Source organism: Castellaniella sp. (assembly GCF_034674885.1).
Lineage (GTDB): Bacteria > Pseudomonadota > Gammaproteobacteria > Burkholderiales > Burkholderiaceae_B > Castellaniella.
This window is the reverse complement of the sequence record NZ_JAUCDS010000001.1, coordinates 263,082-275,739: the sequence shown is the minus strand read 5'-3', so window position 1 is coordinate 275,739 and position 12,658 is coordinate 263,082. Positions and strand designations below refer to the sequence as shown.

At 63.3% G+C, this 12,658-nt stretch carries 12 protein-coding genes; 6 read left to right on the top strand and 6 right to left on the bottom strand.

Annotated features, from left to right (window positions below; genetic code table 11):
• Positions 1-92 precede the first annotated feature (92 nt).
• From VDP74_RS01345 to VDP74_RS01320, 6 genes are read left to right on the top strand one after another with little or no spacing between them, the layout of a single operon-like run.
• Complete coding sequence (locus VDP74_RS01345) at positions 93-563, top strand: F0F1 ATP synthase subunit B (protein WP_322997803.1); 471 nt, start codon at positions 93-95, stop codon at positions 561-563.
• 12 nt (positions 564-575) lie between these two features.
• Positions 576-1,115, top strand: a complete 540-nt coding sequence (locus VDP74_RS01340; RefSeq protein ID WP_322997802.1) for a F0F1 ATP synthase subunit delta — start codon at positions 576-578, stop codon at positions 1,113-1,115.
• A 36-nt stretch (positions 1,116-1,151) separates the two neighbouring features.
• Positions 1,152-2,693 (top strand): F0F1 ATP synthase subunit alpha, encoded by a 1,542-nt coding sequence (atpA, locus tag VDP74_RS01335; protein WP_322997801.1) that lies wholly within the window; start codon positions 1,152-1,154, stop codon positions 2,691-2,693.
• Positions 2,694-2,749: 56 nt separating this feature from the next.
• Entirely contained in the window at positions 2,750-3,649 is a 900-nt protein-coding gene (atpG, locus tag VDP74_RS01330; protein WP_322997800.1) for a F0F1 ATP synthase subunit gamma, read from the top strand.
• A 44-nt stretch (positions 3,650-3,693) separates the two neighbouring features.
• Positions 3,694-5,115, top strand: a complete 1,422-nt coding sequence (gene atpD / locus VDP74_RS01325; protein WP_322997799.1) for a F0F1 ATP synthase subunit beta — start codon at positions 3,694-3,696, stop codon at positions 5,113-5,115.
• A 9-nt stretch (positions 5,116-5,124) separates the two neighbouring features.
• The gene (locus tag VDP74_RS01320) at positions 5,125-5,550 is read left to right on the top strand and encodes a F0F1 ATP synthase subunit epsilon (protein ID WP_322997798.1); all 426 of its coding nucleotides are present in this window, start codon (positions 5,125-5,127) and stop codon (positions 5,548-5,550) included.
• 105 nt (positions 5,551-5,655) lie between these two features.
• Here VDP74_RS01320 and VDP74_RS01315 read toward each other — a convergent pair whose 3' ends face one another.
• The 6 genes from VDP74_RS01315 to VDP74_RS01290 form a co-directional block, all read right to left on the bottom strand.
• Positions 5,656-6,951 (bottom strand): TRAP transporter large permease subunit, encoded by a 1,296-nt coding sequence (locus VDP74_RS01315; protein ID WP_322997797.1) that lies wholly within the window; start codon positions 6,949-6,951, stop codon positions 5,656-5,658.
• A 1-nt stretch (position 6,952) separates the two neighbouring features.
• Entirely contained in the window at positions 6,953-7,480 is a 528-nt protein-coding gene (locus tag VDP74_RS01310) for a TRAP transporter small permease (protein WP_322997796.1), read from the bottom strand.
• 9 nt (positions 7,481-7,489) lie between these two features.
• The gene (locus VDP74_RS01305) at positions 7,490-8,509 is read right to left on the bottom strand and encodes a TRAP transporter substrate-binding protein (protein WP_322997795.1); all 1,020 of its coding nucleotides are present in this window, start codon (positions 8,507-8,509) and stop codon (positions 7,490-7,492) included.
• A gap of 104 nt (positions 8,510-8,613) precedes the next feature.
• Entirely contained in the window at positions 8,614-9,789 is a 1,176-nt protein-coding gene (gene tcuB / locus VDP74_RS01300; protein WP_322997794.1) for a tricarballylate utilization 4Fe-4S protein TcuB, read from the bottom strand.
• The gene (gene tcuA, locus VDP74_RS01295) at positions 9,776-11,230 is read right to left on the bottom strand and encodes an FAD-dependent tricarballylate dehydrogenase TcuA (RefSeq protein WP_322997793.1); all 1,455 of its coding nucleotides are present in this window, start codon (positions 11,228-11,230) and stop codon (positions 9,776-9,778) included. The genes tcuB and tcuA overlap by 14 nt, the downstream gene beginning before the upstream one ends.
• 51 nt (positions 11,231-11,281) lie before the next feature.
• Complete coding sequence (locus VDP74_RS01290) at positions 11,282-12,658, bottom strand: amino acid permease (protein WP_322997792.1); 1,377 nt, start codon at positions 12,656-12,658, stop codon at positions 11,282-11,284.

Sequence of the window (12,658 nt, the reverse complement as noted above, 5' to 3'; positions counted from 1 at the left end):
CTGATCCAGCCGCCTTTTGGGGGGCGGGCAGCCAGGTTTGGTGCCTTGTGGGTTCGCCACAAGGCACGAGTGGGTAAATTAGGGAAACGACCGTGAATTTAAACGCGACTCTCTTTTTCCAGATGATCGTGTTTTTCGTTCTGGGTTGGTTTACGATGAAATTCATCTGGCCACCCCTGACGAAGGCAATCGATGATCGTCGCCAGAAAATCGCCGACGGTCTGGCTGCTGCCGAAAAGGGCAAGGCGGACCTCGCCCAGGCGCAGGCTCGTGTCAGCCTGATCGAAGCAGCCTCGAAGACGGACAATCATGCACGTCTGGCGGAAGCCGAAAAGCAGGCTGCCCTGCTGATCGACGAAGCCCGCCGCGAAGCCGAAGCCGAAAAGGCCCGGATCGTCGCTCAGGCCCGCCAGGACGCCGCCCAGGAAGCGCAGCGCGCACGTGAAACCTTGCGTGCCGAAGTCGCTCATCTGGCCGTCAAGGGCGCGGAACAGATTCTGCGCCGCGAAGTCGACGCCAAGGCGCACGCTGATCTTCTGGATCAGCTCAAGGCGCAACTCTGATCAGGGTGAGTCATGGCTGAACTATCTACCATCGCGCGACCCTACGCCGAGGCTCTGTTCGAAGCAGTGCGCAACGATGCGCGCGGCCTTGAATCATGGTCCGGTGTGCTGTCGCTGCTGGCCCAGGTCTCGAGCATGCACGACGTGCTGGAAGCCATGGGCGATCCGCGTCTGAACAACGCGCAACGCATCCAGTTGCTGACCGCTCTGGTGCCCCAGGAACTGCCCGCACAGGCAGCCAATCTGGTGGCGCTGGTGGTGGAAAACAACCGGGTCCAGGTTCTGCCGCAGGTGGCGGAACAATTCGAGCTGTTGCGCAACCGGGTCGAAGGCACTGCCCTGGCCCAGATCACCAGTGCATTTCCGCTGGATGACGCCCAGGTCGCCGGCCTGCTGCAGGGTCTGGAGCGCAAGTTCGGCCTCAAACTCAAGTCGCAGGTGACGGTTGATCCGGAACTGATCGGCGGGGTGCGTGTCGCCGTGGGCGACCATGTGCTCGACACTTCCGTGCAGGCCCGTCTGGCCAATCTGCGCGATACGCTGGCCGCATGACGGCGGGCCACACAACAGGATTCCAGGAGTCTTACCATGCAACTTAACCCGTCCGAGATCAGCGAACTGCTGAAGAGCCGCATCGAAGGCCTGGGCGCGTCCACCGATGTCCGCACGCAGGGCACGGTGGTGTCCGTGACCGACGGTATCACCCGCATCCACGGCCTGTCCGACGTGATGCAGGGCGAAATGCTCGAATTCCCCAACAACCGCTTCGGCCTGGCCCTGAACCTCGAGCGCGACTCCGTCGGCGCCGTGGTGCTGGGTGATTACATTGGCGTGTCCGAAGGCGACTCCGTCAAGACCACCGGCAAGATTCTCGCCGTGCCGGTCGGCCCGGAACTGAAGGGCCGCGTCGTCGACGCCCTGGGCAATCCCATTGACGGCAAGGGTCCGATCAATGCCAAGGAAACCGACGTGATCGAAAAGGTCGCGCCGGGCGTGATCGCGCGTCAGTCCGTGTCGCAGCCGCTGCAGACCGGCCAGAAGGCCATCGACTCCATGGTGCCCGTCGGCCGCGGCCAGCGCGAGCTGATCATCGGCGACCGCCAGACCGGCAAGACCGCCGTGGCCGTGGACACCATCATCAACCAGAAGGGCAAGGGCGTCACCTGCGTGTATGTCGCCATCGGCCAGAAGGCCTCCACGATCAACAACGTGGTGCGCAAGCTCGAAGAGCACGGCGCGATGGAATACACCATCGTCGTGGCCGCTGCCGCTTCCGAATCCGCCGCCATGCAGTACCTGGCTGCCTATTCGGGCTGCACCATGGGCGAATACTTCCGCGATCGCGGCGAAGACGCCCTGATCGTCTATGACGACCTGACCAAGCAGGCCTGGGCCTATCGCCAGGTCTCGCTGCTGCTGCGCCGCCCGCCCGGGCGCGAAGCCTATCCGGGCGACGTGTTCTACCTGCACTCCCGCCTGCTGGAACGCGCGGCCCGTGTCAACGAGCACTACGTCGAACAGTTCACCAAGGGCGCCGTGAAGGGCAAGACCGGTTCCCTGACCGCGCTGCCGATCATTGAAACCCAGGCTGGCGACGTGTCCGCCTTCGTGCCGACGAACGTGATTTCCATCACCGACGGCCAGATCTTCCTGGAAACCGACCTGTTCAATGCCGGTATCCGGCCCGCCATCAACGCGGGTATCTCGGTGTCGCGCGTCGGTGGTTCCGCCCAGACCAAGGTCGTGAAAAAGCTGTCCGGCGGCATTCGTACCGACCTGGCTCAGTATCGTGAACTGGCCGCTTTCGCGCAGTTCGCCTCCGACCTGGATGACGCCACCCGTCGCCAGCTGGAACGCGGCAAGCGCGTGGTCGAACTGCTGAAGCAGCCCCAGTACCAGCCGCAGCAGGTCTGGGAACTGGCCGTCGCTCTGTATTCCGTCAACAACGGTCATCTGGACGACATGGAAGTCGGTCAGGTGCTGTCGTTTGAAAAGGCCTTGAAGGACTTCCTGAAGTCCAAGCACGAAGCCCTGATCCAACGCATCGAAGACGTGAAGGAATTGTCCAAGGAAGACGACGCCGCTCTGAGCGCCGCGATCCAGGAATTCAAGAAGCACGGCACGTTTTAAGTTGCATCCGGGGCGCCTGACTGCAGGCGCCCCGGTCAGCCCAAGGGAATAGTGGAATGGCCGGAATCAAGGAAATTCGAACCAAGATCAAGAGCGTGCAAAACACGAGCAAGATCACCAAGGCGATGGAAATGGTCGCCGCGTCGAAAATGCGCAAGGCGCAGGATCGCATGCGGGCTGGCCGTCCCTACGCCACCAAGGTCCGTGCGATTGCCGCGCACCTGATGCAGGCGAACCCGGACTACACCCATCCGTACATGGTGGAACGCCCGAAGCTGTCGGCCGTTGGCATCGTGCTGATCACGACTGACAAGGGCCTGTGCGGCGGTCTGAATACCAACATCTCGCGCCTGGCATTGGCGCGGATCAAGGAATTCGAACAGCAGGGCATCCGCGTGCAGGCGACGGCGCTGGGCTCCAAGGGCCTGGGTCTGCTCAATCGCGTGCGCGTCAACGTCGTGTCCTCGGAAGTCCAGCTGGGCGACGCGCCCAACCTGGAACGCCTGATCGGCGCCATCAAGGTCCAGCTCGATGATTTCATCGACGGCAAGGTGGACGCGGTCTATCTGGCGACCAGCCGCTTCGTCAACACCATGAAGCAGGACCCCAGCTTCATCCGCCTGCTGCCGCTGCCTTCGGGGCTGGACGATCCGTTCCAGGCCGGCAGCCAGGAAGACGATACGCTGGAGACGCAGTACGGTTGGGATTATCTGTACGAACCGGATTCCCAGACGGTCATCGACGATCTGCTGATGCGCTATGTGGAAGGCCTGGTGTATCAGGCCGTGGCGGAAAACATGGCCAGCGAGCAATCCGCGCGGATGGTTGCCATGAAGGCTGCGTCCGACAACGCCAAGAAAGTCATCGGCGACCTCCAGCTGGTCTACAACAAGACCCGTCAGGCGGCCATCACCAAGGAAATTTCGGAAATCGTGGGCGGCGCCGCCGCGGTCTGATCGACGCAAGCACCGGCAACCCAGAGATACTTATAGGACTAAACATGAGCAACGGTACCATCGTTCAGTGCATCGGCGCAGTGGTGGACATTCAGTTCCCCCGCGACAGCATCCCCAACATCTACGACGCGCTCACCTTGACCGACGAGTCCTCCGCATTCGCGGAAAAGGGCCTGACGTTCGAAGTCCAGCAGCAGCTGGGCGACGGCGTGGTGCGCACCATTGCCATGGGTTCGTCCGACGGTCTGCGCCGCGGCATGTCCGTGGCCGGTACGGGCGCCCCGATCTCGGTGCCGGTCGGCCAGGGCACCCTGGGCCGCATCATGGACGTGTTGGGCCGTCCCATCGACGAGCGTGGTGATATCCAGTCCACCGAAAAGCGCGCCATTCACCAGCACGCCCCGAAGTTCGACGAACTGTCGCCTTCCGTGGAACTGCTGGAAACCGGCATCAAGGTCATCGACCTGGTCTGCCCGTTCGCCAAAGGCGGCAAGGTCGGCCTGTTCGGCGGCGCCGGCGTGGGCAAGACCGTGAACATGCTGGAACTGATCAACAACATCGCCAAGGCCCACAGCGGCCTGTCGGTGTTCGCCGGCGTGGGTGAACGTACCCGTGAAGGCAACGACTTCTATCATGAAATGTCGGATGCCGGCGTCATCAAGCTCGACAACCTGGCCGAGTCCAAGGTCGCCATGGTGTTCGGTCAGATGAACGAGCCCCCGGGGAACCGCCTGCGCGTGGCCCTGTCCGGCCTGACGATGGCCGAGTCCTTCCGCGATGAAGGCCGCGACGTGCTGTTCTTCGTGGACAACATCTACCGCTACACGCTGGCCGGTACCGAAGTGTCCGCCTTGCTGGGCCGGATGCCGTCGGCCGTGGGCTATCAGCCGACGCTGGCCGAGGAAATGGGCAAACTCCAGGAACGGATCACGTCCACCAAGACTGGCTCCATCACGTCCATCCAGGCCGTGTACGTGCCGGCTGACGACTTGACCGACCCGTCGCCCGCCACCACCTTCCTGCACCTGGACTCCACCGTCGTGCTGTCGCGTGACATCGCCGCGCTGGGGATCTACCCGGCCGTGGATCCGCTGGATTCCACCAGCCGCCAGCTGGACCCGCAGATCGTGGGCGAGGAACACTACAACATCGCCCGTGGCGTGCAGCAGACGCTGCAGCGCTACAAGGAACTGCGCGACATCATCGCCATTCTGGGTATGGACGAACTGTCTCCCGAAGACAAGCAGGCCGTGGCCCGCGCCCGGAAGATCCAGCGCTTCCTGTCGCAGCCCTTCCACGTGGCCGAAGTCTTCACCGGTTCGCCCGGCAAGTACGTGCCGCTGGCCGAAACCCTGCGTGGTTTCAAGATGATTGTCGACGGCGAGTGCGATGCGCTGCCGGAACAGGCCTTCTACATGGTGGGCGGCATCGACGAGGCCTTTGAAAAGGCCAAAACCCTCCAATAAGGATTGCACATGGCGACTCTTCACATCGAAGTGGTCAGTGCGGAGGCCTCGATCTATTCGGGCGAGGCGACGTTCGTCGCCCTGCCCGGCGAGTCGGGCGACCTCGGCATCCTGCCGGGGCATACTCCCCTGATTTCACGCATCCGCCCGGGTACGCTGAAGATCAAGCGTGACGACGGCACAGAAGAAAACATCTTCGTGGCCGGCGGCATCCTGGAAGTCCAGCCGCATTCCGTGACGGTGCTGTCGGACACGGCCATCCGCGCTGCGGATCTGGACGAGGCCAAGGCCGTCAAGGCGCGCGAGCGCGCCGAGGAAGCCCTGCGCAACACGAAGGACAAGGCCGACCTGGCCGTGGTGGAAGCCGAACTGGCCATGCTGGCCGCTCAGGCAGCCGCTGCTCGGAAATTCAGCCAGAAACGGTCATCGCACTGATCGATTTCGGTCGGCAGCGATGACAGAAGGCGCTCCTCGGGGCGCCTTCTTTGCGTTTTGGTCCGGCGGCCCTTCATCTGGCCGGGATGCGCCGCGACAAGGGGGCTATCCGGTGGCCCCCAGGTTGGGGATCAGCAGGGCGATCTGCGGGAAGATGACCACCAGCGCCAGGCCGACCAGGCCGAGCGCGGCGTAGGGCAAAGATCCGATGAGGACGTCGCGAATCGTATAGTCGGGGCGCAGTCCCTTGACGACGAACAGGTTCATGCCGACGGGCGGGGTGACGGCGCCGATCTCCATGTTGATGACGAGGATCACGCCGAACCAGATCAGGTCGATGTGCAAGGCCTCCAGGCCAGGCAGGAGAATGGGCACCGTGACCAGGATGGCGGCCGATGCGTCCATGAACATGCCGAGCACCAGGTACAGCAGGTTGACGGCGATCATGAATTGCCAGGAAGACAACTGGAGGCCTTCGAGCCACATGGCAAAGTCCTGCGGGACGCGCAGCAGCGAGAGCGTGTTGCCAAACACGGCCGCGCCGGCGATCAGCATCAGGATCATGCAGCTGGTCACCGCGCTGTCGCGCAGCGCATCGATCAGGCGCTGCCAGGTCAGTGTGCGCTTGAAGAAGGCGGTCAGGGAAAAGGCGTAGATCACCCCTACGCCGGCCGCCTCGGTCGGTGTGAACCAACCGGTGTAGATGCCGCCCAGGATCAGTGGAATCATCAGCAGGCTGCCGAGCATGCCCCATGTGAAGGGCACGGATTCCCGGGAGATGGGTTGCGCGGCTGTGGTGTTGTGCCCCCGGCGCCAGGCCCAGTAAATGGAGTACAGGCAGAACAGGACCGCCAGCATGATGCCGGGCAGGATGCCCGCCATGAACAGTTTGCCCACCGAGGCGTTCGTGACCAGGGAGTACAGAATGAATGAAATGCTGGGTGGGATCAGGATGCCCAGCGTTCCTGCCACCGCGACGACGCCGGCCGCCATGCGTTTGTCGTAGCCCCGATCGCACATTTCGGGAACGCTGATGGATCCGATGGTGGCTGCAGTGGCGGTCGATGAGCCCGAAATCGCGGCAAATATGGCGCTTGCCACGGTCGCCGCCACGGCCAGGCCTCCGGGCAGGCGTCCCACCACGCGTTGCGCAAAGTCGAACAGGTCGCGGCCCGACTCGCCTTTGAGCATGATCTGGCCCATCAGGATGTACAGCGGGATCGCGATGATGACAAAGGAATTGAGGTCGGAGTAGGCAATTTGTGCCAGGGCCGTCATGCCCGGCGCCAGGCCGATGGTCAGCATGTAGCCCACGGTGCCGCTGATCAGTAGCGAGACGGCGATCGGCACGCCCAGCAGCAAAAGGCAGGCCAGCGATGCCAGCGTGATGGAAAATGCCATGTCAGGCCCGCCTTGTGGTCAGTGCAGCCAGAAAGTGATGGGTCTCGAAGATCAACCAGAGTATCGTGCCGACCGGCAGCGCCAGATGCGGGATCCAGACCGGCCAGCTCATGATGTCCAGCGTGGTTTCGTGGGTCTGCACGCTGGAGAGGAACTGCTCGAACCCGGAAATGGTGAACACCGCCAGGAAGATCGCGATGATGGCGAAACGCAGTGCCATCAGCAGCGTCGCCGCGCGGGGATACATGTTTTCCAGGGCGATGCCCGAGGTGACGTGCTCCCGACGCAGCGCGGTGAAAGAGGCGCCGATGAAGGCCAGCCAGATCAGCGCGAACAGATCGACGTCGTAGGTCCAGGAGTTGTCGATGCGTACGGTGCGCATGACGATGCCCAGGATGATCGATAAGGACATGAGCACCATGAACAGCGCCGAGGCATAGCCCACCACCTGTCCCAGGTGTGCCGCACATCGCTGCACTGTTGCCAGACGGCGATGTGCGCTGGCTGCCGAAGTGATGGGGTCAGCCATGGGGATCGCCTAGTGCTTGAGCGCCGCGTCCACGTCAGCCAGGATTTTCTGGCCCGGGGCGCCGACTTCAGCGATATAGTCCTTGCGGGCCTGGGCGCCGGCGGTATCTTTCCAGTGCTGCAGTTCCACCTCTGTGGGTCGGTAGATCTCGTTGCCGTTCTTCTTGGCCAGGGCGATGTCGCCATTGAACTCTTTTTCGATATCGGCAACGGCTTGTGATTCCGTGCTGACGGCGGCCTTGCTGATGATGTCTCGCTGGGCCTGCGTCAGGCCGTCCCACCATTTCGCATTGACCTGGATGGGATACACCAGCGGCACGTAGTGGATGGCCGTGATGTAGTGGCCGACTTCGTACCATTTGCGCGAGATGATGCTGGATAGGCCGGACACTGCGCCATCCAGGCTGCCGCTCTGCAGCGAGGTGTAGACCTCGCTGGAATCCACGGCCACTGGCGTAGCCCCTTGGGCCGCCAGGAACTTGGCCGAGAGCTTGCCCTCGGAGCGCATCTTCAGCCCTTTCAGATCGGCGGGCGTCTTGATGGTGTGCTTGCTGTTGACGTAGCTTTCCGCATAGCCGTAGAAGCCCCAGCCAATGACTTCGACGTTGTGTTTGTTCAGCAAGGCATTCACGTCCTTGCCAAGGCCGCCATGCAGGGTTTTCAGAAGCTGGCCGGCATCATCCGCCAGGAAGGGCACCGTGTCCCATTCCAGCGCCGGTTCGTATTTTGACCACCAGTGCATGCCGAAGATGGCGGCGTTGACCGTGTTGTTGCTGAGACCCTGCGCGATGTTCGATTCCTTCAGCAGGGATCCGGAGGGGTAGGTTTCGACTTTGATCTTGCCTTGGCTCAGTTTGGTGATGGCGTCGGCGAAGGCCTGGCCTTGGTCGGCGGTGGCGGTGTGCGGCGGCATGTACCACGCGATCCGGACGGTGAGATCGCTGTCGGCGGCCTGGGCGGTCGTCATGCCCAGCAGGCAGAATGTGCTGACGCTGGCAAGCGTCAGTAGCTTACGGAGTTGGTTGTTCATGTCATTCCTCGACAGAATGTGAAACCAATGGCGGCGCTGGAAAGAAGGGCCGCCTCCAGGAATCTTATTTGCGCGCGATACGCTTATATGCCCCGAAGCCAGGTTCAGTTTACGTCTTGTATTCGATCGGCCGCAATGTGGCCGGCGTATTGTGTGTCCAGAGAGTGCTTCAGCAACGCGGCTGCGCGGAACACCCCATGGGCGAATTTTCCGTAGGGCATGGTCAGAAAAAAGGCCATGACCGCCCCCAGGTGCAGGGCCAGGCACAGTCCCATGACCTCGGTGTTGCGCAGGACCAGCAACGCCAGCCCCGTTGCGCTCACCAGCATGAGCAGGGCGATGAACCCGCGATCCATGGGCTGTTGCGCCACGACCGCGTGCTCGGGATGACGCCGCAGATTCAGGTGCAGCAAGCCTGCCGGCCCGACGATCAGGCCGATGCCGCCCACAGTGCCGAACAGCACGGGGGCGCTGAGCAGTGGATAAGGGGCTGGATCATTCAGGAAGTAGTGGTAGACGGTGGCAATGGATGTCGCAATGAAACAGCAGATAAAGCCATAGAACGTGGCGTGGTGGAACGCACGGCGCCTGAGTGTGTAGCGGTCATCTTCGTCGGTGCAGCCTTCGCCGTGGCCGCCGTCCAGGTATTTCAGGGTCAGGATCTTGCCGGAAGCGTCCACGCCCGCTGCAGCCAGCGCGTTGCGGGATGTGGCCTTGGGCGACACCATGCGCCAGAACGCCGTGACGCCCAGGCCCAGCGAGAGCAGGGCATACAAGAAGACCGACCCGAACATCAGCACCAGAGTGTCGTGGGGAAAGATCGCGTAGAAATTTCCGGCCAGCGGGGCGTGCAGCAGGCTTCCGTGTTCGATGAACAGGACCAGGATCAGAAACAGCGCCAGGCCGCCAGCGGTGGCAAGCGCCAGGGTCGCGCCGGCGTGCCGGTACAGCCGTCCCAGCGCGCGTGGCCAGGCGAATTCGGCGTAGGTCTGCGGCCGTACCGCCGCCATGGCGCGCGGCACGTTGACGGCGAATTCATGCGGCGCGGCATATTGACAGGAATGCAGGCAGGCCCCGCAGTTGTGGCAGATGTTGGCCAGGTAATGGATGTCGGCCTTGTTGAATTCCAGCAGGCGCGTCATGGCCGGGAATACCGCGCAGAACCCCTCGCAATAGCGACAGGCGTTGCAGATGTTCATGACGCGCTCGACCTCGGCTTCTTCGGGCGACAGCATCCAGGAGGAAACCGCGTCCTGGGTCAGTGTTTCAAGCGTTTGCATGGGGATTCCTTGAAACCGGCAGTGGGTGGGCTTGCGGTTCGGCAGGAACGGGAACTGGAGATCCCGTTGCCGCGATGGCGGCTCGCGCGCCTGCGATGCGGCCAAAGGCGGTCCCGATGCTCATGCCCACGCCTGCGGTATAACCCTGGCCCAGGATGTTGCCCGCCATGATTTCGCCGGCGGCGAACAGGTTGTCGCTGGGCTGGCCGTCGAAATGCACTGCGGCGTGCTCGTCGATGCGCACGCCCAGGTAGGTGAACGTGACCCCCGGGCGCAGCGCGTACGCGTAGTACGGGGGCGTGTCCAGGGGCCGCGCCCAGTGGCTCTTGGGGGGCGACAGGTCGTCGGTATGGCAGTCGTCCAGGATCTCGTGGTCGAAATGCCCGGTTTGGCAGGCAGCGTTGTAGTCGGACACCGTCCGCGCCAGGGCCGGGGTGTCCAGATCGAGACGGCGGGCGAGTTCATCGATCGTATCGGCCTGGACACCCTTGAAGACGGGCGGCATGTAGCGCCCTACTGCCTGTGCGTCGGTGATCGAGTAGGCGATCTGTCCAGGTTGCTGGGCCACCAGACGCCCCCAGATCGCATAGCGCTTGGGCCAGAAGTCCTCGCCTTCGTCGTAGAAGCGCTGTGCCTGGCGGTTGACGACGATCCCCAGGGACACGCAATCGATCCGGGTGCAGATGCCTCCGTCGTACAGCGGCGCGCGTGCGTCGATCGCCACGCAGTGGAACTGCGTCGGATCACCGACCGGATCGGCTCCCTGATCCAGCAAGTTCCGCAGCAGGGCGCCGCGGTTGTAGCGCGTGCCCCGGATCAGAAAATTCTCGGCGGGCCACTCGCCGGCTTCGTTCATGCCCCAGGCGTCGCGCAACCAGTCCCGATTGGATTCGAAGCCTCCCGATGCGACGACGCAGGCCCGCGCCGCGATGCGCTCGTCACCCACCCAGGCGGCGCGGAAGTGTCCTCCATCGAGTTCCAGGCGATTGACGGTTGCGTCGTACCGGATCTGGACCCCCAGGGATTCTGCGCTGCGGTAGTAGGCATTGATCAAGGCCTTGCCGCCGCCCATGAAGAAGGCGTTGGTGCGGGCGACGTGCAGGGTCCCCGACAGGGCCGGCTGGAATCGCACGCCGTGGCGTCGCATCCAGTCGCGGCAGCTGGCAGAGGCCCGGATGGTGATCCGGGCCAGAGCCTCGTCGGTTCGCCCTCCGGTGACCTTCAGCAGGTCCTGCCAGAATTCCTCTTCCGGATAGGCGCCCAGCAGCACGTCCTGGGGCGCATCGTGCATGCAGCGCAGGTTGCGGGTGTGCGATGAGTTGCCGCCACGCCAGGCGCGGGGAGAAGATTCCAGGACAAGGACCTGGGCGCCCGCTTCGCGGGCTGTCAGGGCTGCGCATAGGGCAGCGTTGCCGCCGCCGATGACCAGTATGTCGAGCATGGTGCGCCTTTGAGGAACCGGACTGTCCTCTACAGCATATACCCGCCACGCTCAGGGAGTGGAAATCGCGCGCTTGCGAAACTGATAACCTGCGTACAGCACCCCCAACCAGACCGGCAGCACGTAGACCGCCGGCCGGGTATCGTCCAGCTGCGTCATCAGTGCAACCAGCCCCACCAGGAACGCCGCGCACAGATAGTTGACCCAGGGAAAACCGGGCGCCAGGAAATGCAGCTCGGATACCGTGTGCGCCCGCCGGAACCGCAGGTGTACCAGCACGATCATCATCCAGGTCGTGGCAGCTGCGGCGGTGGCTACCGCCATGATCCGCATGAAGGCGCCCTCGGGTACCAGGAAATTGATCACCACGATCGCCAGTGTGCAGGCCGATGAAAACAGGACGCCCACCCAGGGCACCTGCCGGGCGCTCAGGCGCAGGAAGATGCGCGGCGCATTGCCTTGCTGCGCCAGGCTGTAGAGCATGCGGCCGTTGCTGTACATGCCGCTGTTGTAGACCGAAATCGCGGCGGTCAGCACCACCAGGTTCAGGATGTCGGGCGCGGCCGGGATGCCCAGGTTTGAAAAAATCAGCACGAACGGGCTGCCCTGGGTGCCGATCTGGTTCCAGGGGTACAGGATCACCAGCACCGCCAGGGCTCCCACGTAGAACAGCAGGATGCGCCACAGCACCTGGTTGATGGCCTTCGGGATGCTGCGGCGCGGGTCGTCGGCCTCGCCGGCGGTGATGCCGATCAGTTCGGTGCCGCCAAAGGAGAACATCACCACGACCAGCGACAACAGCAGGCCGTGGATGCCGTTGGGCAGGAATCCGCCGTGCGCCCACAGGTTGCTCAGGCCGCTGGCCTTCTGGTCCGAGCCCAGGAAGATCAGCAGCAGCCCCAGGACGATCATGCCGATGATGGCCGCGATCTTGATGAAAGCCAGCCAGAACTCGCTTTCCCCGTACAGGCGCACGTTCAGCAGGTTCAGGGCGGTGATGCTCAGCAACACGACCAGGGCGCTGGCCCAGGCGGGGAAATCCGGCAACCAGTAGCTGACGTAGATGCCCACCACCGACAGTTCAGCCATGCTGACCAGCACGTAGAGCAGCCAGTAGTTCCAGCCGGACAGGAATCCCGCAAAGCCGCCCCAGTAGCGGTAGGCGAAATGGCTGAAGGCGCCGGAGACCGGTTCCTGCGTGGACATCTCGCCCAGCATGCGCATGATCAGGTAGATCATCAGCCCGCCGATCAGGTATGACAGGATGATCCCCGGGCCGACCAGCTGGATGGAGGCGGCCGAGCCATAGAACAGGCCGGTGCCGATGGCGCCTCCCAGTGCGATCATCTGGATGTGGCGGTTTTTCAGGGATCGGGCCAGGGTGGCCGGGTGGGCGTCGGCCTGGGGTGTTGCTTGGGGTGTGGTCAT

What these genes read in the sequence shown, in the direction of transcription:
- VDP74_RS01340 (WP_322997802.1), top strand. Translation starts at nt 576, where the DNA reads ATGGCTGAACTATCTACCATCGCGCGACCCTACGCCGAGGCTCTGTTC.
- VDP74_RS01290 (WP_322997792.1), bottom strand. Translation starts at nt 12,658, where the DNA reads ATGACCACACCCCAAGCAACACCCCAGGCCGACGCCCACCCGGCCACC.
- tcuB (WP_322997794.1), bottom strand. Translation starts at nt 9,789, where the DNA reads ATGCAAACGCTTGAAACACTGACCCAGGACGCGGTTTCCTCCTGGATG.
- VDP74_RS01310 (WP_322997796.1), bottom strand. Translation starts at nt 7,480, where the DNA reads ATGGCTGACCCCATCACTTCGGCAGCCAGCGCACATCGCCGTCTGGCA.
- atpD (WP_322997799.1), top strand. Translation starts at nt 3,694, where the DNA reads ATGAGCAACGGTACCATCGTTCAGTGCATCGGCGCAGTGGTGGACATT.
- atpA (WP_322997801.1), top strand. Translation starts at nt 1,152, where the DNA reads ATGCAACTTAACCCGTCCGAGATCAGCGAACTGCTGAAGAGCCGCATC.
- tcuA (WP_322997793.1), bottom strand. Translation starts at nt 11,230, where the DNA reads ATGCTCGACATACTGGTCATCGGCGGCGGCAACGCTGCCCTATGCGCA.
- VDP74_RS01320 (WP_322997798.1), top strand. Translation starts at nt 5,125, where the DNA reads ATGGCGACTCTTCACATCGAAGTGGTCAGTGCGGAGGCCTCGATCTAT.
- VDP74_RS01305 (WP_322997795.1), bottom strand. Translation starts at nt 8,509, where the DNA reads ATGAACAACCAACTCCGTAAGCTACTGACGCTTGCCAGCGTCAGCACA.
- VDP74_RS01315 (WP_322997797.1), bottom strand. Translation starts at nt 6,951, where the DNA reads ATGGCATTTTCCATCACGCTGGCATCGCTGGCCTGCCTTTTGCTGCTG.
- atpG (WP_322997800.1), top strand. Translation starts at nt 2,750, where the DNA reads ATGGCCGGAATCAAGGAAATTCGAACCAAGATCAAGAGCGTGCAAAAC.